A 24,116-nucleotide genomic window follows, 5' to 3' on the forward strand; every position below is an offset into this window, starting at 1 on the left:
ATGTCCCCCGCTCCGCACAGTTTTTCCCAGCGCCGCTTTGCCCCTGCCCTGGTTGCACAGGCGCTGGATGACGCACTGGCCAGCGCCAGCAACACGCCGATACTGGCGATCAGTGGCGTGCAGGGCAGTGGAAAATCCACGCTCGCAGGCCAGGTGGTGGAAATGGCACGCAGCCGCGGCCTGTGTGCTGCGGCGGTGTCCATTGACGACACCTACCTGACCCGCGCGCAACGGCAGCGTCTGGCCGACCGCATCCATCCGCTGCTGGCTACGCGTGGGCCGCCGGGCACGCACGATCTTGCCCTGGCCATGGCAACGCTGGACGCCGCCAAGGCCGGCCAGGCATTCCCCCTGCCACGCTTTGACAAGCTGGCTGACGAGCGGGTGCCGGAAACGGAATGGAAACAGGTCGAGCAACCGCTGGACCTGCTGGTGTTCGAAGGCTGGTTTCTGGGCACGCCGGCCGAGGACGATGAGGCGCTGCGCACGCCCTTGAACGCGCTGGAACGCGAGGCCGATGCCGACGGCACCTGGCGCCGCTGGTGCAACCAGGCGCTGGCCGAGCATTACCCCGCCTTGTGGCAGCGCTTTGACCGCCTGTGGATGCTGCAGCCGCCCAGTTTCGCAGTGGTGCCGCACTGGCGCTGGCAGCAGGAACAGGCACTGCAGCAGGCCTCACCCGGCCGCAGCAGCATGACCCGGCCGCAGCTGGAGCGTTTCGTACAGTTCTACGAACGCATCAGCCGCCAGGCGCTGCGGACCCTGCCCGCCATCGCCGATCGGGTCATCGCGCTGGATGCACAGCGGCAGCCGCTGGCAGACACGCAGGGCTGAGGCGACACAAGCAAGCCTGCATCGACCCGCGCCTGCCCTGCCCCAGAGCCGGCGCGGAGCACCGGCATCGGTTGCTTCGCAGCTGCGGGGCAACTCGACGGCGCAGGCCCCGTCGAGCTGCTGCAGATGCGCAGCCGCGTCAGGCGGCCTTGGCGTGGCTCATTGCACCAGGAAGGTGATGCGCAGATTGATCCGCCATTCGGTGATGTTGCCGTCGCCATCGGTGACAACCTTGGTCTCGTTGACCCAGGCGCCCTGGATGCCCTTTACCGTCTCGGCAACCTTCTTGATACCGCTGCGCACTGCATCCTCGACGCTGGTCTTGGAGGACGCGCTGACTTCAATGATTTTCGCCACTGACATGTCCAACTCCTTGGTTGCACCACGAACCATTCGTGGAGCTGTCGAGCTTGGCTGCTACCGTGTTAAGGCACTGACACGAGGTGCTAGCATCTTCCCGCAATGAATCCAGCCCCCAATCTCATCCTGGTCGGCCCGATGGGCGCCGGCAAAACCAGCATCGGCCGGCGCCTGGCCGAGCGTTTTGGACTGGTGTTCGTGGACGCCGACCAGGCCATCGTCGATGACGTCGGCTCCAGCATCACCGCCATCTTCGAGAATGCCGGTGAAGCCGGTTTCCGCGCGCACGAGAAACGGATCCTGGCCAGGCTGCTCAGTGGCAGCGGCCAATTGATCTCCACCGGTGGCGGGTCCGTACTGGACCCGGAAAACCGCCTGCGCATCCGTACCCAGGGCTTTGTGGTCTACCTGCGGGTCAGCGTGGCCTCGCAGCTGCAGCGCCTGCACCGCGACAAGACCCGCCCGCTGCTGCAGCGCGAGGACCGCGAACAGCTGCTGCACGCCATGGCCGCTGTGCGCGACCCGCTGTACAGCGAAGTGGCCGACCTGATCATCGACACCGACCTTTACTCCCCCGCCGAGGCCACCGCGCACACCGTGACCCGGCTTGCCGCGCAATGGCAGATTCTGGAACCCGACCGCATGACCGCCCCCACCCGCACCGTCGCCGTTGGCGGCGACCACCCCTACCAGATCCACATCGGCCCGGGCCTGTTGGCGCAGCCGCAGATACTGCTTGGCGCCATCCGCGGCCGCCACGTGCTGCTGGTCAGCGATGACACCGTCGCCCCGCTGTATCTGGCCCACGTACGGGACGCGCTGCTGTCGGCCCGGCCTGACCTGAAAATCGGCCAGCACGTGATCCCCGCCGGCGAAGCCTCCAAGACCCTGGACAATTTCGCCGCGGCGATCACCGCGCTGGCCAGCCTGGGTGCAACCCGCGATGCCTGTGTCCTGGCGCTGGGCGGCGGTGTGGTCGGCGACCTGGCCGGCTTTGCCGCGGCCTGCTGGATGCGCGGCGTCGACTGCGTGCAGCTGCCCACCACCCTGTTGTCGATGGTGGACTCCTCGGTCGGCGGCAAGACCGCGGTGGATATTCCGCAGGGCAAGAACCTGGTCGGCGCCTTCCACCCGCCGCGTGCGGTGGTTGCCGATACCAGCACGCTGCGGACCCTGCCGCTGCGCGAACTGCGCGCCGGGCTGGCCGAGGTGATCAAGTACGGCGCGATCCGCGACCCCTTGTTTTTCCAGTGGCTGCAGGCCGAACGCGAGGCCCTGCTGGCCGGCGACGACGGCGTGCTGGCGCAGGCCATTGCCCGCAGCTGCGAACACAAGGCCGAGATCGTCGAACGCGATCCGCTGGAAAAGGGTGAACGCGCCCTGCTCAACCTCGGCCACACCTTTGGCCATGCAATCGAAACCGCACAGGGCTACGGTGCGCCGGGCAATGACAACCTCAACCACGGCGAGGCGGTAGCGGTAGGCATGGTGCTGGCGGCCAGGCTGTCTGCGGCGATGGGCATGGCCGATGCGGCCGACACCGACGTGTTGCGTGACCTGCTGCACGCCTATGGCCTGCCAACCACCATCCCCGCCGGCCTGGACGCGCAGGCGCTGCTGGCCCACATGCGGCTGGACAAGAAGAACATCGCCGGGCGCCTGCGGCTGGTGCTGTGGCGCGGCATCGGCAAGGCCGAAGTGGTGCCGGATGTGGATGAAGCAGCGGTGTTGAACGTGCTGCGGGAAGGCTGAGCGGCTGTGCTTGTAGCCGCTCTCCCAGCGGGAGAGCGGTTGGGATGAGGGTCCAGGCGAAGTCTGCGACGACGCACACGATGGAAGCCATGACCGCACCCTCATCCGCCCTTCGGGGCACCTTCTCCCGAGGGGAGAAAGATGACGCGGCCCCCAAACCAGCCCAAAATCCGCACACCGGCTACAATCGCCGCCATGCGCGTCCTACTGCAACAGCCGCCCAGCGGCAATGAAGCCCCCCGCTACGTACAACTTTCTCTGGTGCCGGACCTGCTCGGCGGCTGGGAACTGCTGCGCGAGAGTGGCCAGACCGGCGGCCGCATCCAGCTGCGCCGCGAGCTGTTCCTGCAGCACGACGAAGCCATCCACGCCTTCGAGAAAGCCCGCGATGGCCAGATCAAAAAAGGCTTCCAGGTGATGTTCACCGCCGGCCAGCCCGCGCCCTGAATCCCGCATTCCCTGCAGGTGCGCCGCAGCGCGCCTGCGGACCTCAGCCTCCAGGAGTTCCATGTGACCAGCCCACTTCGCAATGACCGCTTCCTGCGCGCCCTGCGCCGCGAACCCGTGGACTACACCCCCGTCTGGCTGATGCGCCAGGCCGGCCGCTACCTGCCGGAATACCGCGCCACCCGCGCCCGCGCCGGCAGCTTCCTGGGCATGGCCAAGAACCCCGAAGTCGCCTGCGAAGTGACCCTGCAGCCGCTCGAGCGCTTTGACCTGGATGCCGCCATCCTGTTCTCGGACATCCTCACCGTGCCCGACGCGATGGGCCTTGGCCTGTACTTCGTCGATGGCGAAGGCCCCAAGTTCAAGCACCCGGTGCGCGATGCCGCCGCCGTCGCCAGGCTGGCGGTACCGGACATGGAAACCGAGCTGCGCTACGTGATGGACGCGGTGCGCCTGATCCGCCGTGAGCTTGACGGCAAGGTGCCGCTGATCGGCTTCTCCGGCAGCCCGTGGACGCTGGCCTGCTACATGATCGAAGGCGGCGGCAGCAAGGATTTCGCCCGCATCAAGGCCATGGCGCTGAACGAGCCCAAGGCCCTGCACCAGTTGCTGGAAGTGGTGACCGATGCGGTCATCGCCTATCTGTCGGCACAGCGCGCGGCCGGTGCGCAGGCCCTGCAGGTGTTCGATACCTGGGGCGGCGTGCTGGGCCCGGCGATGTACCGCGAGTTCTCGTTGCGTTACCTCAACCGCATCGCCAGCGAACTCAAGCGCGGCGATGGCGCCGAGCGCACCCCGCTGATCCTGTTCGGCAAGGGCACAGGCCAGTATGTGGCCGAGCTCGCCGCCAGCGGCGCCGAAGGCGTCGGCGTGGACTGGACCATCAGCCTGGAAGACGCCGCGCGTGCGGTCGGCGGCAAGGTCGCACTGCAGGGCAACCTGGACCCGACCACGCTGTATGGCTCGCCCGATGCGATCACCCGCGAAGTCGGCAAGGTGCTGGAAAGCTATGCAGCCGGCAATGGCGGCTCGCGCGAAGGCCATGTGTTCAACCTCGGCCACGGCATGTCGCCGGACATGAACCCCGAGCACGTCGCCGTGCTGGTGGATGCAGTGCACCGCCTCAGCCGCCGTTGAGGCACGACGGCCCGGACGGTTGACTTCAACCTTCCGGGCCCCGACGCTGGGCGGTCCTTGCTCCGGCCCTGCCCTCATGTACAAACGCTGCATCTCATTGTTGTTGGCAATCACGCTGCCACTCGCAGCACAGGCCGGGCCGGCACCGCTGCAGCTGGGCGACGATGATTTCCCGAGCCTTGCAGCGTTTCCCGACGTCCCACAGCTGACCGTCTTCAGCACCGGGCCGCTCGATTTCCCGACCAGCTGCAAGCAGATACGCATTGCGCGACCGGAAGAAATCGCGCCACGCTGGCGCCCCTACATCAGCAAACTCTCGCTCGACCGCTGCCAGACCGACACGGTGGGCACCGATGCGGTGCGGGAAACCTCGTATACCGCCAGCGCCCGCATCCATCCCGGGCAGGTGACACTGCACGGCTTGCCGGTTACCGAAACGCGCGAACTGCTGGCTGAAATGTATGCCAACCGCAGCCTGGTCCTGGCCGTTCCGCTGGAAAAAGCGTTGGCCGTGTTGCGCCCTGTCACCGAGCGCAACTGCGCGCCGGTTGCACACAACAATTCCGGCATCGCCACCGACTGCAGGATGGAGCGCGATGACGAAGGCGGCTGGAGCATCACCATCGGTGAACTCAACTCGACGATCCGCCTGAGCCAGAACCCGGACGATGCCACATCGACGCTGTACACCATCGGCGGCGGCGATTGACCTGCGCAGCATCTGCACATGCTTGGAAGGACAATAGGCGCCTGCCTCAGCACGAGCCGTCCTGATGTCCCCTGCTCCCCCCAGTACACTGCCTGCCAGCTCCTCCCAGAAACCGCTGCTGTGGTTGGTGTCACTGGCCATCTTTATGCAGATGCTGGACTCGACCATCGTCAACACGGCCTTGCCGGCGATGGCACGCAGCCTGGGCGAAAGCCCGCTGCAGATGCAGTCGGTGGTGTTCAGCTATGCACTGGCGGTGGCCAGCTTCATTCCCGCCTCGGGCTGGATTGCCGACCGCTTCGGTACGCGCCATACCTTCCTCGCTGCAATCGTGTTGTTCACCCTGGGCTCGCTGGCCTGTGCGTTGTCACCCACCTTGCAGTGGCTGGTAGCCGCACGCGTATTGCAGGGCATTGGCGGTGCGATGCTGCTGCCGGTCGGGCGCTTGGCGGTGATGCGTTCGGTGCCGCGCGATCAGTTCCTGTCGGCGATGAGTTTCATCGCCATCCCCGCCCTGATCGGCCCGCTGCTCGGCCCCACCCTGGGCGGCTGGCTGGTGGAAGTCTCGTCCTGGCATTGGATCTTCCTGATCAACCTGCCGATTGGCGTGGCCGGTTTCATCGCCGCGCTGCGGATCATGCCCGACCACTACGGCCAGCAGAAACAGCGCTTCGATCTGGCCGGCTACCTGATGCTGGCATTCGGCATGATTGCGTTGTCGCTGGCGTTGGATGGTGTCTCGGCAATCAACGCGGCGCACGCGCTTGTGCTGTTGCTGGCGGTGGTCGGCATCGCCGCATTGGCCGGCTATTGGCTGCACGCGGCAAGCAGCAGCAATGCGCTGTTTCCCTTGAGCCTGTTCAAGGTGGTCAGCTTCCGGATCGGCATCCTCGGCAATCTGTTCTCGCGCATCGGCAGCGGTGCGATGCCGCTGTTGATTCCGCTGCTGCTGCAGGTGGGCCTGGGCCTGAGCCCGATGACCGCCGGGATGATGATGATTCCGGTGGCGCTGTCGGGCATGGCCGCCAAGCGTGCCGCGGTGAGCCTGGTGGAACATTTCGGCTACCGCCGCATCCTGATGATCAACACGGTCTGCGTGGGCCTGGCGATGGCCAGCTTCGCGCTGATCGATGCCGAACAGCCGTTGTGGCTGCGGCTGACCCAGCTGGCAATCTTCGGCGCAGTCAATTCCATGCAGTTCACGGTAATGAACACCGTCACCCTGCGCGACCTGGACATGCATCAGGCCAGCAGCGGCAACAGCCTGCTGTCGATGGTGATGATGCTGGCGACCGGCTTCGGCGCGGCCACCGCCGGCAGCCTGCTGGCGGCGTTCGGCACCCATCTGAACGCACACGGTGCCACCGCGGCGCTGCATGCCACCTTCCTCTGCGTGGGTGCGATCACGCTCAGCTCGACCCTGGTGTTCTGGCAGCTGCCCGACAACCGCCCGCACCCGCGCGCGGTTGAGGAAGTGGTGGAGTAAGCCTGCGCCGCGCTTACTCCGGCGACGACTGCACCTGTTGCCGGCGTTGCGCATCCAGCACCCCGGCAATGGCTTCCAGCAGCATCTGTGCGGTCACCGGCTTGCGCAGGAAATCGGCAAACCCGGCCTCGCGTGCTTCCGGTTCGGCCTCGGTGTCGGAGCGCGCGGTCACCGCGATCAGCGGCATCTCATAGCCCATCGCCTTCAACTGACGGGCCAGGCCGAAACCATCAATACCGGGCAGGTCCAGGTCCAGCAAGGCCACATCGAACTCCTGGCTGGAAAGTTCGGCCAACGCCGCCAGCCCATGCGCGGCATGCACCACGCCATGCCCGTGCACTTCCAGCAGGCCACGGATCACCGCGGCGATGGTCGGATCGTCCTCCACCAGCAACACCCGTTGCGGTGCCAGGCTCATCCAGGCGCTGGCGGCACCCTCATCCTCTTCCATCGAGGTTGCAGGCACTTCCCAGGCCAGCGGCAGGTTCACGCTGAAACAGGTACCCTCGCCCAGGCTGCTTTGCACATCGATGCTGCCGCCCATGGCCACGGTCAGTTCGTTGCAGATGGCCAGACCCAGACCGCTGCCACCGTAGCGGGCCGCGGTGCGCGCACCATCGGCCTGTTCGAAACGGCGGAACAGGCGTTGCTGCTGCTCGGCACTGATCCCCGGGCCGGTGTCGCTGACCTCGAAACGCACGCCCTTGCCACCCTCCTCCAGCCGCACCCGCAGGCTCACCGAGCCGTGACTGGTGAACTTGATCGCATTGCCGAGCAGGTTGAGCAGGATCTGCCGCAGGCGCATCACATCACCGGTCAGGCGCGTGCGCGGCGATGCGGCGTTGTCGAATTCAAAGGCCAGCCCGCGGCGTTTGGCCAGCGGTTCCATCAGCCCGCGCACGTCCTCAAGCAACTGCCGCAGCTCCAGCGGCTGGTTCTGCAGTTCCAGGCGACCGGCTTCGATACGCGCCAGATCCAGCGCGTCGTTGACCAACCGCAGCAGGTGTTCGCCGGCCCGCCGGATCGCCTGCGTATAACCGCGTTGGCGCTCATCGAGCGGCGTGGCCAGCAGCAGCTCGCTCATGCCCAGCACACCGGTCATCGGCGTGCGCACTTCGTGGCCCAGCGTGGCCAGGAAGCGGGTCTTGGCCAGCGAGGCCTGTTCGGCCAACTCCTGCTTGTGCCGGGCCAGCTGCCACTCGTTGCGGCGGCGCAAACGCCGCTGGTACAACCAGGCGCCGCCCAGCAGCAGTGCAACACCCACGATGATGGCGGTCATGACCCCGGCGGGGCTGCGTGACCATGGCGGTTGCACGCGGAATGCCAGCGTCTGCACCGGCGACCACACGTTGTCCGAGGTGGCGGCCTGTATTTCCAGTTGATAACGTCCGGGCGGCAGGCGCGAGAACACGCGGTCACCGGTGGCGCCCACATCCACCCAGTCCGGATCGTAGCCGGCCAGGCGGAAGCGATAGGTATTGGTTGCCGAGTCGGCGAAGGACAGCAGGCGGGCGGCGATGCGCAGGTCGCGGTCACCGTCGAGGATCTGCAGCGCGGGTTCCTGGGTGAGATCCAGCTCCTTGTCGCCGCGCCGCACGCTGACCCGTTCGATGATCAGCGGCGGGCGACGGGTGGAAGGCTTGACCTGTGCGGGATCGAACAGCACCACGCCGTCCGGGGTGCCGCCGGCCAACTGGCCACTGCGTGCCTGTACCAGCGAGCGGCGCCGGAACTCCTGCCCCGGCAGGCCATCGTGCACGCCGTACAAGCGCACCGAGCGGTTGGCCGGATCGATGCGGATCAGGCCACGCGCACTGATCGCCCACGCCACGCCCTGCGCGTCAGCCAGTAGCCCGGTCGCGGCCAGCATCGGGAAACCCTGTTCAATGCCCACCCGGTCGAGCTGGGTCATGCGCTGCCCGTCCCACAGGTAGCGGTCCATCCGCCCCAGCCCGGCAATCCAGACCACACCGGCATCGGTCACGTTGAAGGTGGACACGCGCCCGGCCGGCCCACCCGGCACCGGTAAAAAGCGTGCGCTGGCCGGCTGCCAGGCATGCAGGCCGGTGCCACTGGCCAACCACAGGTGGTCGCCAGGACCGCATTGCATGTCCTCCACGGTCGTGTCCGGCAAGCCAGCTTGGCCGGAGTGCAGGTGCAGCAGCACATGGCCATCGGCATCGCGTTGCTGCATGCCGCCGTCTTCGGAATAGATCCAGATGCGGCCGCCATCGCAGCTGCGCACGATGTCGGCATCGCCGTTCATCGCCGCGTCGATGCGGTCGTCGCTGTGCCAGCGCTGCACGCTTCTGTCACGCGGGTCATAACGTACCAGCGCATCCAGGCTGCCGATCCAGACCTTGCCGTGCGCATCCTCCGCCAGCGATTGCGGCCAGTTGTTGCCGTCGATCGCTTCGAGGTGATGCTGCACTTCGCCGGTGCCCGGATCCAGGCGATCCAGCGCACCGCGGGTGCCCGTCACCCAGATGCCACCATTGGCCGACGCAGCCAGCGCCAGCGCATAGGGATTGCGCAGCGAATTGGGATCATCCAGGTGCCGTGACAGCACCGAGAACTGCCGCCAGCTGGGCGGCAGATGCCACAGGCCGGCATTGGTGCTGGCGAACCACAGGCCGCCTTCGCGGTCTTCATAGGCGCTGGACCAGTTGGGTTTGACCAGCCCGCGCTCCTGCGAGCTGTACAACGGCACATTGCGCACTCCCGCGCTGCGGATGCGCCCCAGCCCGGCACGGGTATCCAGCCAGTAACTGCCATCGGCCGAATACTGCAGCATGTTGAACACTTCGCCGGGCGCCGCGCCAGCCCAGGTGGCCGGCTCAAAGCGGCCATCGGCATGCCGCACCACCACGCCTTCATTGGTGGCGACCCACAGCCGGCCCTGCTTGTCGACTTTCAGGCCATTGATGCGCGGAGAGGGCAATACATCGCTGCCGGCACGCTCGAAGCCGGCACCGTTCCAGCGCGCCAACCCGCCCTTGGTGCCCACCCACAAGCTGCCGTCCGGAGTGACCGCCAGATAGGTGACTGCTGCTGCCGGCAGGCTGTGCGGGTCGCCGGGCACCGGCATGTAACGGCGGATCCTGCCTTCCGGATCCAGCCGGTGCAAGCCGCCGGTTGCAGTACCAAACCAGATGCTGCCATCGGCGGTGGAGGTGATGGCCCAGATGGTATTGCTGCCGATCTGCGGATAGCTCTGCTGGTCGAAGAACCGGAAGCTGAGCCGGTCCGCCGACAGCATCACCAGGCCGGCGTTCTGCGTGCCTATCCACAGGCGGTTGCTCTTGTCCGAATGCAGGCTCCACACCACGTTGTCGCGCAACCCGTTCTCGGCGCGCCAGATGCGGTAGTTGCGGCCGTCATAGCGGGCAAGGCCGTCGCGGCTGGCCAGCCACAGGTAACCGGTGAGATCTTCGGCGAAGGCGTTGATGTTGCTGGACGGCAAGCCGTCGGCCACGGTGAGCTGGCGCGGCTGCGGTGTTGCCGGCACCTCGGCCTGCACTGACGCCGTCGTCAGCAGTAGCGCGCCTACCAGCATCGCTGCAAGCCATTTCATCAACCCCTGCCTCCTGCAACGCCCGCTGGCGCGTCTGTGATGCCGCTATTGTGCCTGTCTCTGGCTGACCGCCAAGGCCTCGGCTATCGCATCCACCAACATCCGTCCGGTCACCGGCTTGCGCAGGAAGCCAACCATGCCCGCCGACCGCGCCAGTTGTTCGGCCTGGGTATCGGCACGTGCGGTCACCGCGATCAACGGAAACAGATGGCCCGAGCCGCGCAGCTGGCGGGCCAGTGCAATGCCATCCAGTGCCGGCAGGTCCAGATCCAGCAGGCCGATGTCGAAGTCCTGCCCGGCCGCTTCCGCCAGCGCCGCCAGCCCGTGCGCCGCGTGCACCACCTGATGCCCGCGTGCGCCCAGCAGGCCGATGATCACCTGCGCGACGGTGGGGTCGTCTTCAACCAGCAATACCTTCAAGGCCTGCAGGGCGCTGGCAGGTTCCGCTGGGCGCGGCGCCGCGTCGTCTGCAGGTGCCCATGGCAAGGGCAGCTCCAGTTCAAAGCGGGCACCTTCGCCGAGCCGGCTTTCAACGCGGATGCCACCGCCCATCGCCAGCGCCAGCTCCTGGCAGATGGCCAAGCCCAGCCCGCTGCCGCCGTAGCGCGAGGCGGTGCGGTTGCCATCGGCCTGTTCGAAGCGCTGGAACAACCGCGTCTGCTGCTCGGCGCTGATGCCAGGGCCGGTATCGGACACGCTCAGGATGATGCCATTCCGGTCCGGATGCAGGTGCACGCTGACGGCCACTTTGCCGCGTTCGGTGAACTTGATGGCGTTGCCCAGCAGGTTCATCAGGATCTGCCGCAGGCGCATGGCATCACCCACCACCATCACCGGCGTCGGGAGCGGCACGGCAGCTTCGAACACCAGGCCGCGGCGCTCGGCCATCGGCGCCATCAGGGCGCTCACTTCCTGCAGCAAACGGCCCAGATCGAAAGGACGGTTGTCCAACTCCAGCCGGCCGGCCTCGATCCGCGCCAGATCCAGCGCGTCATTCACCAGCGCAAGCAGGTGCGTGCCGGCCTGCTGGATCGCACTGGCGTAACGCTGCTGGCGGTCATCCAGCGACGTGCCCAGCAGCAGTTCGCTCATGCCCAGCACGCCGGTCAACGGTGTACGTACCTCATGCCCGAGGGTCGCCAGGAAGCGGGTTTTCGCCTGCGAGGCCTGTTCGGCCAACTCCTGCTTGTGCACGGCCAACTGCCATTCGCTGCGCCGCCGCACCCGGCGCCGGTAGGCAAACACCGCGGCCGTCGCCAGCAAGCCCAGCAACAGCGTCCATGCCGCCAGCGCCCAGTTGCTGCGCCACCAGGGCGGTGCAACCTCGATCAGCAGGGTCTGCGCACTGGTCCACGGCCCATCGGCGGCAGCGGCCTGTACGTCCATGCGGTAGCTGCCGGCCGGCAAGCGTGACACCAGGCGTTCGCCATCACTGCCCAGATCCACCCAGTTCTGGTCGTAGCCTTCGATATGCACGCGGAAGCGATGCCGCGCCGGATCCACGTACGACAGCAGCCGCCCGGTCACGCGAAGATCGCGGTCATTCGGGCCAAGCTGGATCAACGGGCCCTTCATGCGCTGCTCTCGGGCGGCATCGTCGCGGCGGACGCCCACCGATTCGATCACCAGCTGCGAGCCCACCGGCGTGGCAACCTTGGCATCCGGATTGAAACTGAGCAGGCCGGTGGCCGACACCGCCAGCGCCCGGCCACAGCCGGCATGGGACGGTGGCCGCGCGGTGAATTCGGTGTCGCTCAGGCCATCGCCTTCCTCCAACGTCCGCAACCGCGACGCGCCCGGTTGCCACCACAGCAGCCCACGCGTGGTGGTCGCCCACAGCTGGCCGCTGCAGCCCACGACCAGACCACCCATCGCTACCGCCGGCACGCCCTCGTCGGCACCGAGCCGCTGTATCAGGGAAAAACCGCCGGCATCGCCGCGGTAATGCTCCAAGGCACCATCACGCGCCAGCCAGGCGGTGCCGTCGGCAAGGAATACCAGGTCATAGACCATGCCCGCCGATACCCCGGGCACGGTGATGAAGCCCTTGCCATCGAACCGTTGCACGCCGGCGCCGCCGACCAGCCAAAGGCTGCCATCACTGCCCAGCCGCAACTGCTCAACCAGTTTTTCCGGCAGGCCCGAGGCCCCGCCTTGCGGGTAGTCGGCCAACAAGCTGCCGTCCGCAGCGCGGTGCTGCAGGCCGTAATTGATGATGGACAACCACATGCTGCCGTCGGCCGCCAGCCGCATCAGATCCGCACGTTGCGCCGGATCGTCGCCCGTGCCCAGATCGATGCGCCGCACCTGCCCGTCCGATGGACGGTACAAGGTCAGGCCCCCGGCACGGCCCAGCCAGATCACCCCGTCAGCGCCACGCTGCACCGACCAGATACTGCCGGGGCCGAGCTGCGCCTGGCCGGCCAGTTGCGACAACTTGCCGGCTGCGTCCAGTTGATACAGGCCGTGCCCGCCCACCACCAGGAAGCCCGCGCCGTCGGCTGCCGAGTTGATCAGGTACAAGCTCTCCAGCGATTTGCCGTTGAGCTGGTAATGGCTGGAAAACCGCGACCAGTCCGGTCGCAGGTAAGCCATGCCCTGGGTCAGCAGCGCCGTCCAGATGCCGCCTTCGTGATCCTGCAGCAGATCCAGCACGCCGCTGTTGCCGGTCAGAAAGCCGCTGCCGCCGTCACCCTCCAGCAACTGCATGCGCTGGCCGTCACCGCGATACAGCCCGTTGGAGCTGCCCATCCAGTAGCGGCCATCGCGATCATGCAGCACCACCGCCGCGCGGGTCTGCGCCGCTTGCGGCCACGGGGCGGCCGAGACCTGGCCCGCGTCCGATACGCGGTACAGGCCGGCATCGGTGCCTGCCCAGATGCCGCCGTCGCGGTCACCGCTCAGTCGGATCACATCCTTGCCCGCCAGCAGCGGCGACTGCACCGTCGCAAACCCGTCGCCACGTTTCCAGCGCACCAATCCGGATGTGGTGCCGATCCAGACGCTGCCATCCTTGCCGGCCAGCAACGCGTAGATGGTGTCGTCGGGCAGGCTGCGCGGGTCCTCGGGCCGGTGCTGGTAGCGGCTTATGCGGCCGTCGGCATGCAACAGGCAGATGCCGCTGCCACTGGTGCCGACCCACAGGTCGGTGCCGTGCGTGGCCAACGCCCAGACCTGCTGGGTGCAGATCGCCTCCAGTTCGGCAAAGCGGGTGAAACGCTGGCGGTTGGCGTCCAGCATGGCCAGCCCGGCGCCATTGGCACCGACCCACACCCGGTCCTGCGCATCGATCAGCATGGTCTCCAGGGTATTGCCGGGCAACGAACCGGAGACCTGCGGGTCGTGCCGCCAGACCCGCAGATGGGCGCCGTCGTAGCGCGCCAGGCCGTCGTCGGTGGCAGCCCAGACATAGCCGTGGCGGTCCTGCGCCAGCGCAAGCACGGTCCGGGACGGCAGGCCCTCGGCCACGCCCAAGCGCCGCATGCGCGGCGTTTCAGCCAGGTCCAACGCCGCCGCCCAACACGGCCAGGCCAGCAGCACCAACAGCACGCACTGCCGTACACCCTGAAAAATCCGTTTCATCAACGCTCGACACTCCCCATCGCAAGCTGCACGCGCCAACCTCCGCCGCCGGCGACTGTAGCGCTGGCGCCCCGCCCGGGCAAAGTCACCCAAACCGACTACGTAACAAACCGTTGCGCAATATGCGCACAAATCGTTACCTGCATACGCCTAGAATCCCCCTTCCCGCCATGGAGCCCGACCGTGCTGCCACGCCTGCTTCTGCTGCTCTGCAGTCTGCTGCCCGTTGCCGCCAATGCAGCGAACGAGCGCTATCGGCTCGATCCGGTGCATACCCGGGTGTTGTTTGCCATCGACCACGCCGGCTTCTCGCAGGCCCTGGGCACCGTGTCCGGCAGCGAAGGCGTGCTCGACTTCGACCCGCAGGACTGGGCTGCCGCACGGCTGGATGTTGCCGTGCCGATCACCCGCCTGGATCTGGGCGATGGCAAATGGAACCAGGCCACGCTGGCGCGCAACCTGCTTGATGGCGAGCGTTTCCCGCAGGTGCGCTTCGTCTCCAGCCGGGTCGAGCCCATTGATGCCAACCATGCCCGCGTGTTCGGCCAGTTGAGCCTGCGCGGGGTCAGCCGCGAAGTGGTGCTCGATGTAACCCTCAATACGCTCAAGCGCCACCCGCTGCCGCCGTTCCGGCGTACGGCAGGCTTTTCGGCCACTACCACCCTCAGCCGCGCAGATTTCGGCATCAGCGCATGGCCGTCGGTGATCGGTGACCGGGTCGAGCTGCGTATCGAGGCCGAAGCCGTGCGCGATGCGGGTGCCGAACCCGCACCGGGGGTTGCGCCACCAACCACCGACTCCAGCCTGGAAGACGCCGCCGAGGCGGCACTGAAGGCAGCCCAAGATGCAGCTACCCAAACGGAAACCCATCCATGAGCCTGAAGAACACCGCCCAACGCTGGGGCAGCGTCAGCAAGAGCCTGCACTGGCTGATCGCCCTGCTGATACTCGCACTGGGCATTGTCGGCCTGACCATGGGCGAGTTCCCGAAGACGCCCAAGTATTTCTGGATCTACACGATGCACAAGTCGATCGGCATCACCGTACTGGTGCTGGTCGTGGTGCGGCTGGGATGGCGCCTGTATGCCGGCGCACCGGAGCCGGTGCCGGGCACGCCGGGTTGGCAGGAGCGCATTGCCTCGGCCACGCACTGGGCGCTGTATGTGCTGATGTTCGCCATGCCGCTGTCGGGCTGGCTGTACGACTCGGCCAGCGGGCTGCGCCCGTTCAAGCTGTTCGGGCTGGTTGAAATGCCCAAGCTGGTCGCCCCCAGCGAACAGGCCAGCCAGATCTCCCACGCCATCCACGAGTGGGGTTTCTGGACGTTGATCCTGCTGGTGCTGGCGCATGCCGGCGCTGCGTTCTATCACCATATTCATCAACGCGATGCCACGCTGACGCGGATGCTGCCGCAAGGCTGGCTCACTGCTCCCCAGAAGGATTCCGCATGAACATCAAACTGACCTCTCCCGCCGCCGTGGCCGCCGCACTTGCCGGCATGCTTGCGGTCGCCCCGGCAATGGCCGCCGACTACCAGCAGGCACCCGGCGCCGGCTCGATCCTGGTGTTTGCCAGCAAGTACGACGGCGAAGTCTTCACCGGCAGCTTCCCGGGCTTCCAGACCCAGGTCAGCTTTGACCCGGCCAACCCGGCCGCAGGCAAGCTCGACGTGACCATCCCGTTGGCCGGCGCCAAGAGCGGCAACAACGACCGTGACTCCACGCTGCAGGGAGCGGACTTCTTCAACGTGGCCAAGTTTGCTCAGGCCCGCTACACCGCCAACGGCTTCCGTGCGCTGGGCAACAACCAGTTCGCCGCCGATGGCACCCTGGAACTGCGCGGTATCAGCAAGCCGGTCACGCTGACCTTCACCTGGGCACCGGGCGCACAGCCGGTATTGACCGGCAAGGCCACGGTCAAGCGACTGGACTTCGGCGTGGGCGGCGGCGACTGGGCCGATACCAAGACCATCCCCGACGAAACCGCGATCAGCACCATCGTCAAGCTCAACGCCAAGTAAGCCTGCGTTACAGCGTTTGACACCCGGCGCGGCTGCACGCCACGCTGGGTGCTTTACATGTCAAACGGATTTGTACTATGCGTGCATCCCTGCTTCTCGCCGGCCTCATGCTGGCTGCAACGTTCCCAGCGGCCGCGTCCGAACAGCTGGATGTCACCTACTACCCGATCAGCGGCAACTCCTCCAAGCAACTGATGGCCGCCATGCAGCAGCATGGCCCTGAAGGCGATGATGGCCGCCGTTTCCACGGCTATACCCGCTGGCATGTGAGCTGGAACTACCAGACCTCCGCACGCGGCAACCGTTGCAGCATCAAATCCGTCGACACCCAGGTCACCGGCACCATCACCCTCCCGCAATGGACGGATGCACAAGGCGCAAGCGAGGACCTGCAGAACCGTTGGCAACGCTACAGCACGCTGCTGCGCGAACACGAGCAAGGCCATTACCAGTTCGCACTGGATGCAGCCACCGCAATCCGCCAGCAACTTGCCGCCATGCCCGCGCAGGCCGGTTGCCCAGCCCTGTCGACGCAAGCCAACCAGCTGGGCAGAGCGTTGATCGATGAACAACGCCAGCGCGAGCTTGCCTGCGACCGCGATACCGACCACGGGCGCAACAGCGGCCTCAAGCTCTGAGCCACCGCGCTGTCACAACCATTGCTGGAGGGTGGCCGCATCGAACGGCCAGTCCAGCTCCCTGCCACTGGCATCGCGCAAGACCGGCACGCGCGTGCCGTATACCGTCTCCAACGCGTCATCGTCATCGATGAACACGCTGTCAAATTCCGGCGCCCGCGCCTGCGCCAGCACCGCCAGCGCAAGGTCGCACAGGTGGCAATCGTCACGCTGGTACAGAGTCAATCCCATCTACGCACCTGTCCGGGGAATGCTGCGCTGCAGACACGGCCTGCAGCAATGAACCCGTAGAATAGCGGCCATCTCACCGCAGTACGCAGAATCCGCATGTCCGTCAGCACGTTCGACCTGTTCAAGATCGGCATTGGCCCGAGTTCCTCACACACCGTGGGCCCGATGCGCGCGGCCGAGCGTTTCGTCCACCGCTGGCTGCTGGACCCCGGCCAACTGCAGAACACGGTGCGCATCCGCGCCGAGGTGTTCGGCTCGCTGGCCCTGACCGGCCGCGGCCACGGTACCGACAAGGCCGTGCTGTTGGGCCTGGAAGGCAACCGCCCCAATGAGATCGATCCGGACATCATCCCGGCCACGTTGGAGCGCATCCGCAGCAGCAAGCGCATCAAGCTGATGGGCCAGCGCGAGATCGCCTTCGACGAGAAGCGCGACCTGGCCCTGAACAAGCGCCAGAAGCTGCCGTACCACACCAATGGCATGCGCTTCACCGCCTATGACGCCGATGACCAGATCATCGCCACCCGCGACTACTACTCGGTGGGCGGTGGTTTCGTGGTCAACGAGGACGATGCCGCCGATGACCGCATCGTGCCCGACCAGACGCCAATCCCCTACCCGTTCAAGAGTGGCGACGAGCTGCTGGCGCAGGCCGCGCGCAGCGGTTTGAGCATCGCCCAGATGATGTACGAGAACGAAAAGTGCTGGCGCAGTGAAGAGGAAATCCGCGCCGGCCTGCGCGAAATCTGGGACGCCATGCAGTCCTGCGTGACCCGCGGCATCCGCTCCGAAGGCACCCTGCCCGGCGGGCTGAATGTCAGCCGGCGCGCGCCCACGCTGTACCGCGAACTGTCGTCGCGCCCGGAAGCGGCCATGCGCGACCCCTTGACCACGCTGGACTGGGTCAACCTGTATGCCTTGGCCGTGAATGAAGAAAACGCCGCCGGTGGCCGCGTGGTCACCGCCCCCACCAACGGCGCGGCCGGCATCATTCCCTCGGTGCTGCACTACTACGATCGCTTCTGCCCCGGCAGCAACGAGCAGGGTGTATTCAATTTCCTGCTGACCGCTGCCGCCATCGGCATCCTGTACAAGGAAAACGCGTCGATCAGCGGCGCTGAAGTCGGTTGCCAGGGTGAAGTGGGCGTGGCCTGCTCGATGGCCGCCGGCGGCTTGATGGCCGCACTGGGGGGCAACCCGGGGCAGATCGAAAATGCCGCCGAGATCGGCATGGAGCACAACCTCGGCCTGACCTGCGACCCGATCGGCGGACTGGTGCAGATCCCCTGCATCGAGCGCAATGCAATGGGCGCGGTGAAGGCGATCAATGCCAGCCGCATGGCCATGCGCGGCGACGGCAAGCACAAGGTGTCGCTGGACAAGGTGATCAAGACCATGCGCGACACCGGCCGCGACATGCAGGACAAATACAAGGAAACCAGCCGTGGCGGCCTTGCCGTCAACGTCATCGAGTGCTGATCCACAGCTAGACCTGCGCTGGCCCCGCTGGGGCTGGCGCCTGCTGATGGTTCTGTTGGCATGGCTTGGCGCCGGCTGGCTTTGGGGCAGCTGGCAGGGCATCAAGCCCGCCCACGCGCCGTAGCATCGGCCGCATATTGCAAACGCTCGCACCGGTGCACCAGAATCGCCCATCACAACGCAGCTTCAGGGGGAGCGGATGCACGACGGAAAGGATTCTGGCGAACAGGTAGCAGCACGACGCCCACGCTCGGCCGCGCGCACCGCAGCACCTGGCAGCGGCATGGCAACCCTGATCAAACTTGGCCTTGGTGCGCTTGCCTTGCTGCTGCTGGCCTACTACCTCGGCAATAGAAAGCCCTCGCAGCCAGCTGCCGATACAGCAGCCGCGACGTCTCAAGCCGAAGCCACGGCGCCAGCGTCGGCCGCTGCCAGCTCCGACTCCCTGGTGATCCAGGGCGAGAAATCCACGACCATGGCGAACATCGACGATGCGCAGATGTCGGTGCAGGAAGGTGGCAGCGTATTGCGTATCGAGGGCAGCGTCGGCAGGAACTTCGCCACGCAGATGAAGACGCTGCTCGATGCCAACCCAAGTGTGCGCCGCATCGACATCACCAGTGGCGGCGGCTATGCCAATCCCGGCCTGGAAGCAGCGCGGTTGATCAACCGCAACAACCTCACCGTGCGGGTGCGCTCGCATTGCGCCAGCATGTGCGTGGCACTGTGGGCGGCTGCCGGCAATCGGCAGCTGGAGGCCGATGCGGTGATCGGCCTGCACCAATGGAACGCGCAATGTGATGCGCGTCCTGACGAGGCGGAGCGCAAGCAATGCCATTACGAGGTGCAGTTCGCCACCGAGCACACGTCCAGCTACAACGCCTGGCTGCGTGCGGCCGGCTTCAACCAGCACCTGCTCAGCCTGCAGTCCAGGACCGCGTCGGAAGACGTGGCCTTGGTGTTCGCACCGCAACTGTGGGAGAACGGCGTGGACTTCACCGCCGTCGACAGCAACGGCGCGCGCATGAGCCGCGAGGCGGTGATGCAGCAGCTGGCCGCGAAGGCCGCGCGCAGCTGACGAAGGAGCACGTTATCGGTGCCTCCACCGCCGTTGACTGAACTGGTTGGGCCAATCAAGCAGAGCGCCGCGCGTAGCGAACACGCGCGGCGTTTGCGGCTCAGCGATTGACGATATTCAGCACGTCGTCCAGCAAGGCTGCCGCGGTTACGCCGGCACCGGCGCCCGGGCCCTGGATCAACAAGGGCTGGCTGCTGTAGCGGTCACTGTGGATCGCCACCCGATTGTCGGTGCCGCTACCACCGGCCAATGCGTGCCCCTGCGGCAGCGCGCGCAGACCGACACTTGCGCCCTGCGCATCCAGGCGGCCGACGAAGCACAACTTCAAGCCGTCCGCGCGCGCCTGCTGCAGACGTTCGGCCAAGGGAGCATCCAGCAGTGACAGCGCGCCATCGACATCGCTCTCGGACAACGCGGCCAATGCAGCGGGCACCAGCGAATCGACCTTGATCTGGTCCGCTTCCAACGCCACGCCGGCGGCACGCGCAAGTATCAACAGTTTGCGGCGTACATCTTCGCCGGACAGATCAATACGCGGGTCCGGCTCGGTATAGCCGGCGGCAGCGGCTTCCCGCACGCAGGCCGAGAATGGCTGGCTGCCGTCGTAACGATCGAACAACCAGGCCAGCGAACCGGACAGTACGCCCTCGATGGCGTGCACATGATCACCCCCGGCAACCAGCGCGCGGATGCTGCGCAACAGCGGCAAGCCGGCACCGACTGTCGCCGCATCGCCATAACGTGCAGCACCCGCCGCAACGGCTACAGCAATCTGCCGGGCGCGCGCCAAGGCCGTCCCATTGCCCAGCTTGTTGGCGGTCACCACATGGATGCCCTGCGCCAACCACGGCGCGTGATCGGCGGCGACCACTTCGCTGGCAGTGGCGTCGACCACGATGTCACCCGCACGCAGCCGCCCTACTTCCTGCCGGTGGATCGGCGCGTCACCCTGCCGCTGCGCATCACGCGCCCGCGACAACGCCGTGTCCGGCGCGTCCTCGCAGGCCAGCGCGATGCGCGAGTTGGCCACCACATGCAGCGACGGCAGGCTCAGCTGCCGGCGTTGCAGCGCCTGATAACGCGCGACGAAGGCCGAGCCGACCGTGCCGGTTCCCAACAGCACCAACCGCGTCTGCGGCTGTTCCAGCGGGCGCAGTACGGCGCTCATGCATCCACCGTTTTTTTACAGTTGCCAGCGGCCTGCTGCGCGTCGGCGATCACCTGTGCCGCACGGGCAAGGCCGGCCTGCAGGTCGGCGACCAGATCCTCGCTGGATTCGATACCGACCGATACACGCAGCAGGCACTCGCTGATGCCGGCGGCTGCGCGTGCTTCAGGCGTCATCGCCGCGTGGGTCATGGTCGCCGGATGCGCAACCAGGCTTTCCACGCCACCCAAGGATTCGGCCAGGGTGAAATAGTGCAGGCCGTCGAGGAAGGCGCGCACCGCCGCATACGGATCCTCACCCGGGCAATCGGCCAGCTCGAACGACAGCATCGCGCCGAAGCCCTTCTGCTGACGCGCCGCCACGGCATGGCCCGGATGCGATTCCAGCCCCGGGTAGTACACCGTGGCTACCGCATCGCTGGCGGCCAGCAAGTCAACCAAAGCAAGGGTGTTTTCCTGGTGCACGCGCAGGCGCGCATCCAGCGTGCGCAAGCCACGCAGGGTCAGGAAGGCATCGAACGGCGAGCCAGTCAGGCCCAGCGCATTGGCCCACCACACAAGCTGCTGGTGCACCTCGGCATCGCGTGCGATCACCGCGCCGCCGACCACATCACTGTGGCCGTTGACGTATTTGGTGGTGGAATGCAGGACCACGTCCGCGCCGAAGGCGATCGGTGTCTGCAGCGCCGGTGACAGGAAGGTATTGTCCACCACCACCTTGGCGCCGGCCTTGTGCGCGGCATCGATGACGAAGCGCAGGTCGGTGACGCGCAGCAGCGGGTTGGATGGGGTTTCGATCAGCACCAGCTTGGGCGACTGCGCCAGCGCATCTGCCAGCGAGCGCGGATCGGTCAGGTCAGCGGTGATCAGCTCGAAGTGGCCCTTCTTGGCCAAGGCATTGAACAGGCGCCAGCTGCCGCCGTAGGCATCATGCGGCACCACCAGACGCTCGCCCGGCTCGAGCAGGGCGTTCAGCACCAGGTTGATCGCGCCCATGCCGGTCGCGGTGATGACGCCACCGGCGCCACCTTCCAGCTCGGCCAGCGCTTCACCGAGCAGATCGCGGGTGGGATTGCCGCTGCGGGTGTAATCGTATTGGCGCTTGTTGCCGAAGCCATCAAAGCTGAAGTTGGAGGACAACACGATCGGCGGCGTTACCGCGCCATAGGCGGTATCGCGGTCGATGCCTGCGCGGACTGCCACCGTGGCACGGCTGCAGGAGATATCGGAAGTGGGGGAAAGGCTCATGCGGTTTCTCCGGGCAGGCGTAGGGCAGTGGCGAGGATCGCGTCGATGCGATCGGTTTCTTTGAGGAATGCGTCGTGGCCGTAGGGCGAGCGCAACACGCGCAGGCTGCCGCGCTGGCCCAGGCCTTCAACCAGGGCGACCAGGTCCGACAGCGGCACCAAGCGGTCACCTTCAACCGCGACCACCAGGGTCGGCACGCTGACGGCAGCCGGATCAATCCGGTGCAGGTCGATGGATTCGGACAGGCGCAGGTAGGCGTCGACGCGGGTGCGCGCCACGTATTGCGCGCCAGCGGCGTCGAGGTAGTCCTCGGCGGCGACACGCACGCGGCCATTGACCACTTCCGGCGCGGCGTCGAAGCGCTCGCCGAATTCTTCCGGGGTGCGGTAGCTGAGCATGGCGAACTGACGTGCCAGCGCCAGGCCATGATTCTCGGCGCATTGCAGCTGGCCCAACGCAACCGCGCGGCGCTGCAAGGCGCGCCATGCGGAAGCATAAGGATGTGGACGATGGGCGCCGCTGACCGCGATCAGCTTGTTAAGGCGACGCGGGTGGCGGATGGCCAACTGCAGGCCGACCAGCGCACCGTAGGAATAGCCGACAAACCCATGCAATTGGTCGATATGCAGCGCATCAAGCAGCGCGGCGACGGCATCGGCCTGGTCGGCGGTATCGATGGGCGCATCCAGTTCGCCATCGGCGCCAATGAAGTCCACACCCAGCAGGCGACGGCGCTGCGGGTCCAGCGCGCGGCCCGCGCCAACCAGGCCTTCGGCCCAGCCTTTTTCGGCGTAACCGGCATTCGCAGCCAGATGCCGGTGCGCGGAAATACCACCGGCCACCAGCACCACCGGTGCATTGGTCACGCCGACCAGCTCATAACGCAGGCGCAGCGCTCGCTGCCCTGCGTGACGCATGCGCAGTTGCAGTTCGATCTCACCGCGCACGGCGGAAATGCCGCTGTCGGCACGATCAATGAGGGCAACGGGGGCGAGCTGGACGGCGGTAGCGGTGGCGAAACTCATGGCGGTATCCGATAAGGAGCGGCCATCGAGCTTTCGCGGAGCTCGTGTTCGCCGTACGCGGGGTACGGAACGAACCATCTTTCGGCGGACACGGAGGTCACCGCAGGATTTGGCACCAAACGCAGCCGCTTGCGCGTCCGCTGGTTGCCCCGGCTTCAAAGGGCCTGTCCCTCTGCCGGTCTCGATGGTGACGCTACATTGCCAGCGCCCTTTCGACCTGTCAATCGCTTTATTCGCATAAAGAGATAAATAGGTTTCCGGCGCAACCAAACAGGCACAATCCCAGCCTGTCCCCGAAGATTCCGCACTGTGCCCCGCCTCATTCCCGTACTGCTGAGCCTGACCACGCTGTGCGCCGCCGTTGCGCACGCTGCCCCCAGCGGCCGTTGGCGCGATGCATGGGGATTGGGCGCGACCACGCCGGCCAACCCAGCGGCAAGTTCCGACGCCTTCGCCAGCCTGCAGCTGCAGGCACGTGCCGGCGGCCGCAATGCCACCGTCAACAATCTGCTGGCAGGGCCGCTGCAGGTCCGCCTGCACGGCGACAGCCGCGCACCCGCAGCTACCGTGCTGAGCGCTGGCGAGCAGCGCCACCTGCTCTGGCTGGCGGACGACGGCCAGCCAGTGCAGCTGCAGCTGGACGCCTACCCCGGCGACCCGGCCGCACGTCCGCTGGATCACCTGTATCAACTGCCGCTGCAGAACGCAGCCGTTCGGGTCAGCCAGGCCTTCGCCGGCCATTACAGCCATACCGATGCGCAGAACCTGTATGCGGTGGACTTCCCGGTGGCCGAAGGCACGCCGGTGCTGGCCGCCCGCGCCGGCCGGGTGATGCAGGTGGTGGACAGCCGCGAACAAGGCAGCCTGCTGCGCGTCCTGCACGACGACGGCAGCATGGCGCTGTACGCCCACCTGCAGGCGGCCAGCGCTCGCGTCCGCCCCGGCCACGCAATCGAGGCAGGCCAGGTCATCGCGTTGTCCGGCAATACCGGCCACAGCAGTGGCCCGCACCTGCATTTCGTGGTGCAGGCCAATACCGGCCTAGCGCTGCGCTCGATCCCCTTCCGCATGGCCAGCGAGCGCGGCGAGCTGAAGTTCCCGCGCCAAGCCCCCTGAAGGCCTGTAATGCCGAGCCATGCTCGGCAAGGGCCTTACCGGGAAAGCCTCACCCAAGCCAGTTGGCGGTCCTATCCCTTGTGGGAGCGGCGTAAGCCGCGAAGCCCGCCACAACAAAATCATGGCCGGGCGGCCAAGCTCATGGATCGCAAGCTTCGCGGCTCACGCCGCTCCCACAAACCTCTGATGCATCGCCTGAACGCCCCTGCCGAGCATGGCTCGGCACTACCGGA

20 protein-coding genes, 1 pseudogene and 1 riboswitch are annotated in these 24,116 nt (G+C 66.6%); of the genes and pseudogenes, 14 read left to right on the plus strand and 7 right to left on the minus strand.

All coding sequences use genetic code 11. The annotated features are described in order from the left end of the window. Entirely contained in the window at positions 1 to 834 is an 834-nt protein-coding gene (locus BCV67_RS04205; protein ID WP_062166607.1) for a kinase, read from the plus strand. A 159-nt stretch (positions 835 to 993) separates the two neighbouring features. Here BCV67_RS04205 and BCV67_RS04210 read toward each other — a convergent pair whose 3' ends face one another. Then, positions 994 to 1,197: a dodecin family protein gene (locus BCV67_RS04210; protein ID WP_062171400.1), complete on the minus strand. Its 204-nt coding sequence runs from the start codon at positions 1,195 to 1,197 to the stop codon at positions 994 to 996. 99 nt (positions 1,198 to 1,296) lie between these two features. Here BCV67_RS04210 and BCV67_RS20405 point away from each other — a divergent pair. The 6 genes and pseudogenes from BCV67_RS20405 to mdtD form a co-directional block, all read left to right on the plus strand. Beyond that, positions 1,297 to 1,818: pseudogene (locus BCV67_RS20405) on the plus strand (shikimate kinase); the annotation flags it as partial. A gap of 18 nt (positions 1,819 to 1,836) precedes the next feature. After that, the gene (gene aroB / locus BCV67_RS04215; RefSeq protein ID WP_062171401.1) at positions 1,837 to 2,946 is read left to right on the plus strand and encodes a 3-dehydroquinate synthase; all 1,110 of its coding nucleotides are present in this window, start codon (positions 1,837 to 1,839) and stop codon (positions 2,944 to 2,946) included. Positions 2,947 to 3,141: 195 nt separating this feature from the next. After that, positions 3,142 to 3,393 (plus strand): WGR domain-containing protein, encoded by a 252-nt coding sequence (locus BCV67_RS04220; protein ID WP_057629428.1) that lies wholly within the window; start codon positions 3,142 to 3,144, stop codon positions 3,391 to 3,393. 63 nt (positions 3,394 to 3,456) lie between these two features. Further along, a complete protein-coding gene (gene hemE, locus BCV67_RS04225; protein WP_062171402.1) occupies positions 3,457 to 4,530 on the plus strand; it encodes a uroporphyrinogen decarboxylase in 1,074 nt (357 codons plus the stop codon). A gap of 103 nt (positions 4,531 to 4,633) precedes the next feature. Then, positions 4,634 to 5,239, plus strand: coding sequence for a hypothetical protein (locus tag BCV67_RS04230; RefSeq protein ID WP_156455754.1), 606 nt, complete (start codon positions 4,634 to 4,636; stop codon positions 5,237 to 5,239). Between the two features lie 64 nt (positions 5,240 to 5,303). Next, positions 5,304 to 6,725 (plus strand): multidrug transporter subunit MdtD, encoded by a 1,422-nt coding sequence (mdtD, locus tag BCV67_RS04235; protein WP_062166609.1) that lies wholly within the window; start codon positions 5,304 to 5,306, stop codon positions 6,723 to 6,725. Positions 6,726 to 6,738: 13 nt separating this feature from the next. Here mdtD and BCV67_RS04240 read toward each other — a convergent pair whose 3' ends face one another. Both BCV67_RS04240 and BCV67_RS04245 read right to left on the minus strand, forming a co-directional pair. Then, the gene (locus BCV67_RS04240; protein ID WP_062166610.1) at positions 6,739 to 10,299 is read right to left on the minus strand and encodes a hybrid sensor histidine kinase/response regulator; all 3,561 of its coding nucleotides are present in this window, start codon (positions 10,297 to 10,299) and stop codon (positions 6,739 to 6,741) included. Between the two features lie 45 nt (positions 10,300 to 10,344). Next, positions 10,345 to 13,881 carry a hybrid sensor histidine kinase/response regulator gene (locus BCV67_RS04245; RefSeq protein WP_062166611.1) on the minus strand — a complete coding sequence of 1,179 codons (3,537 nt, stop codon included), beginning with the start codon at positions 13,879 to 13,881 and terminating at the stop codon, positions 10,345 to 10,347. A 183-nt stretch (positions 13,882 to 14,064) separates the two neighbouring features. Between BCV67_RS04245 and BCV67_RS04250 the strand changes: the two genes are divergently transcribed. The 4 genes from BCV67_RS04250 (at position 14,065) to BCV67_RS04265 (ending at position 16,539) form a co-directional block, all read left to right on the plus strand. Further along, the gene (locus BCV67_RS04250) at positions 14,065 to 14,757 is read left to right on the plus strand and encodes a YceI family protein (RefSeq protein WP_062166612.1); all 693 of its coding nucleotides are present in this window, start codon (positions 14,065 to 14,067) and stop codon (positions 14,755 to 14,757) included. Further along, positions 14,754 to 15,332 carry a cytochrome b gene (locus BCV67_RS04255; RefSeq protein ID WP_062166613.1) on the plus strand — a complete coding sequence of 193 codons (579 nt, stop codon included), beginning with the start codon at positions 14,754 to 14,756 and terminating at the stop codon, positions 15,330 to 15,332. Before BCV67_RS04250 ends, BCV67_RS04255 begins: the two co-directional genes overlap by 4 nt. Further along, positions 15,329 to 15,901: a YceI family protein gene (locus tag BCV67_RS04260; protein WP_062166614.1), complete on the plus strand. Its 573-nt coding sequence runs from the start codon at positions 15,329 to 15,331 to the stop codon at positions 15,899 to 15,901. The genes BCV67_RS04255 and BCV67_RS04260 overlap by 4 nt, the downstream gene beginning before the upstream one ends. A gap of 77 nt (positions 15,902 to 15,978) precedes the next feature. Continuing rightward, the gene (locus tag BCV67_RS04265) at positions 15,979 to 16,539 is read left to right on the plus strand and encodes a DUF922 domain-containing Zn-dependent protease (protein WP_065868037.1); all 561 of its coding nucleotides are present in this window, start codon (positions 15,979 to 15,981) and stop codon (positions 16,537 to 16,539) included. A gap of 12 nt (positions 16,540 to 16,551) precedes the next feature. On the opposite strand, the gene BCV67_RS04270 is transcribed toward BCV67_RS04265, so the two are convergent. Beyond that, the gene (locus tag BCV67_RS04270) at positions 16,552 to 16,770 is read right to left on the minus strand and encodes a glutaredoxin family protein (RefSeq protein ID WP_062166616.1); all 219 of its coding nucleotides are present in this window, start codon (positions 16,768 to 16,770) and stop codon (positions 16,552 to 16,554) included. A gap of 96 nt (positions 16,771 to 16,866) precedes the next feature. Here BCV67_RS04270 and BCV67_RS04275 point away from each other — a divergent pair, with 96 nt between their 5' ends. Both BCV67_RS04275 and BCV67_RS04280 read left to right on the plus strand, forming a co-directional pair. Beyond that, positions 16,867 to 18,249: an L-serine ammonia-lyase gene (locus BCV67_RS04275; RefSeq protein ID WP_065868038.1), complete on the plus strand. Its 1,383-nt coding sequence runs from the start codon at positions 16,867 to 16,869 to the stop codon at positions 18,247 to 18,249. 283 nt (positions 18,250 to 18,532) lie between these two features. Further along, complete coding sequence (locus tag BCV67_RS04280) at positions 18,533 to 19,327, plus strand: hypothetical protein (protein WP_065868039.1); 795 nt, start codon at positions 18,533 to 18,535, stop codon at positions 19,325 to 19,327. A gap of 100 nt (positions 19,328 to 19,427) precedes the next feature. Here BCV67_RS04280 and BCV67_RS04285 read toward each other — a convergent pair whose 3' ends face one another. From BCV67_RS04285 to metX, 3 genes are read right to left on the minus strand one after another with little or no spacing between them, the layout of a single operon-like run. Then, positions 19,428 to 20,495, minus strand: coding sequence for a homoserine dehydrogenase (locus BCV67_RS04285; protein ID WP_062166618.1), 1,068 nt, complete (start codon positions 20,493 to 20,495; stop codon positions 19,428 to 19,430). Continuing rightward, on the minus strand, positions 20,492 to 21,742 hold the full coding sequence (locus BCV67_RS04290) for an O-succinylhomoserine (thiol)-lyase (protein WP_062166619.1): 1,251 nt from the start codon (positions 21,740 to 21,742) through the stop codon (positions 20,492 to 20,494). The genes BCV67_RS04285 and BCV67_RS04290 overlap by 4 nt, the downstream gene beginning before the upstream one ends. After that, positions 21,739 to 22,767, minus strand: coding sequence for a homoserine O-succinyltransferase MetX (gene metX / locus BCV67_RS04295; protein WP_062166620.1), 1,029 nt, complete (start codon positions 22,765 to 22,767; stop codon positions 21,739 to 21,741). Before metX ends, BCV67_RS04290 begins: the two co-directional genes overlap by 4 nt. A 71-nt stretch (positions 22,768 to 22,838) precedes the next feature. After that, positions 22,839 to 22,958, minus strand: a riboswitch (SAM riboswitch). A 118-nt stretch (positions 22,959 to 23,076) separates the two neighbouring features. Here metX and BCV67_RS04300 point away from each other — a divergent pair. Beyond that, positions 23,077 to 23,883 carry a M23 family metallopeptidase gene (locus tag BCV67_RS04300; protein WP_065868040.1) on the plus strand — a complete coding sequence of 269 codons (807 nt, stop codon included), beginning with the start codon at positions 23,077 to 23,079 and terminating at the stop codon, positions 23,881 to 23,883. Positions 23,884 to 24,116: the final 233 nt, after the last annotated feature.

It is taken from the genome of Stenotrophomonas nitritireducens (genome assembly GCF_001700965.1).
GTDB classification, from domain to species: domain Bacteria; phylum Pseudomonadota; class Gammaproteobacteria; order Xanthomonadales; family Xanthomonadaceae; genus Stenotrophomonas; species Stenotrophomonas nitritireducens_A.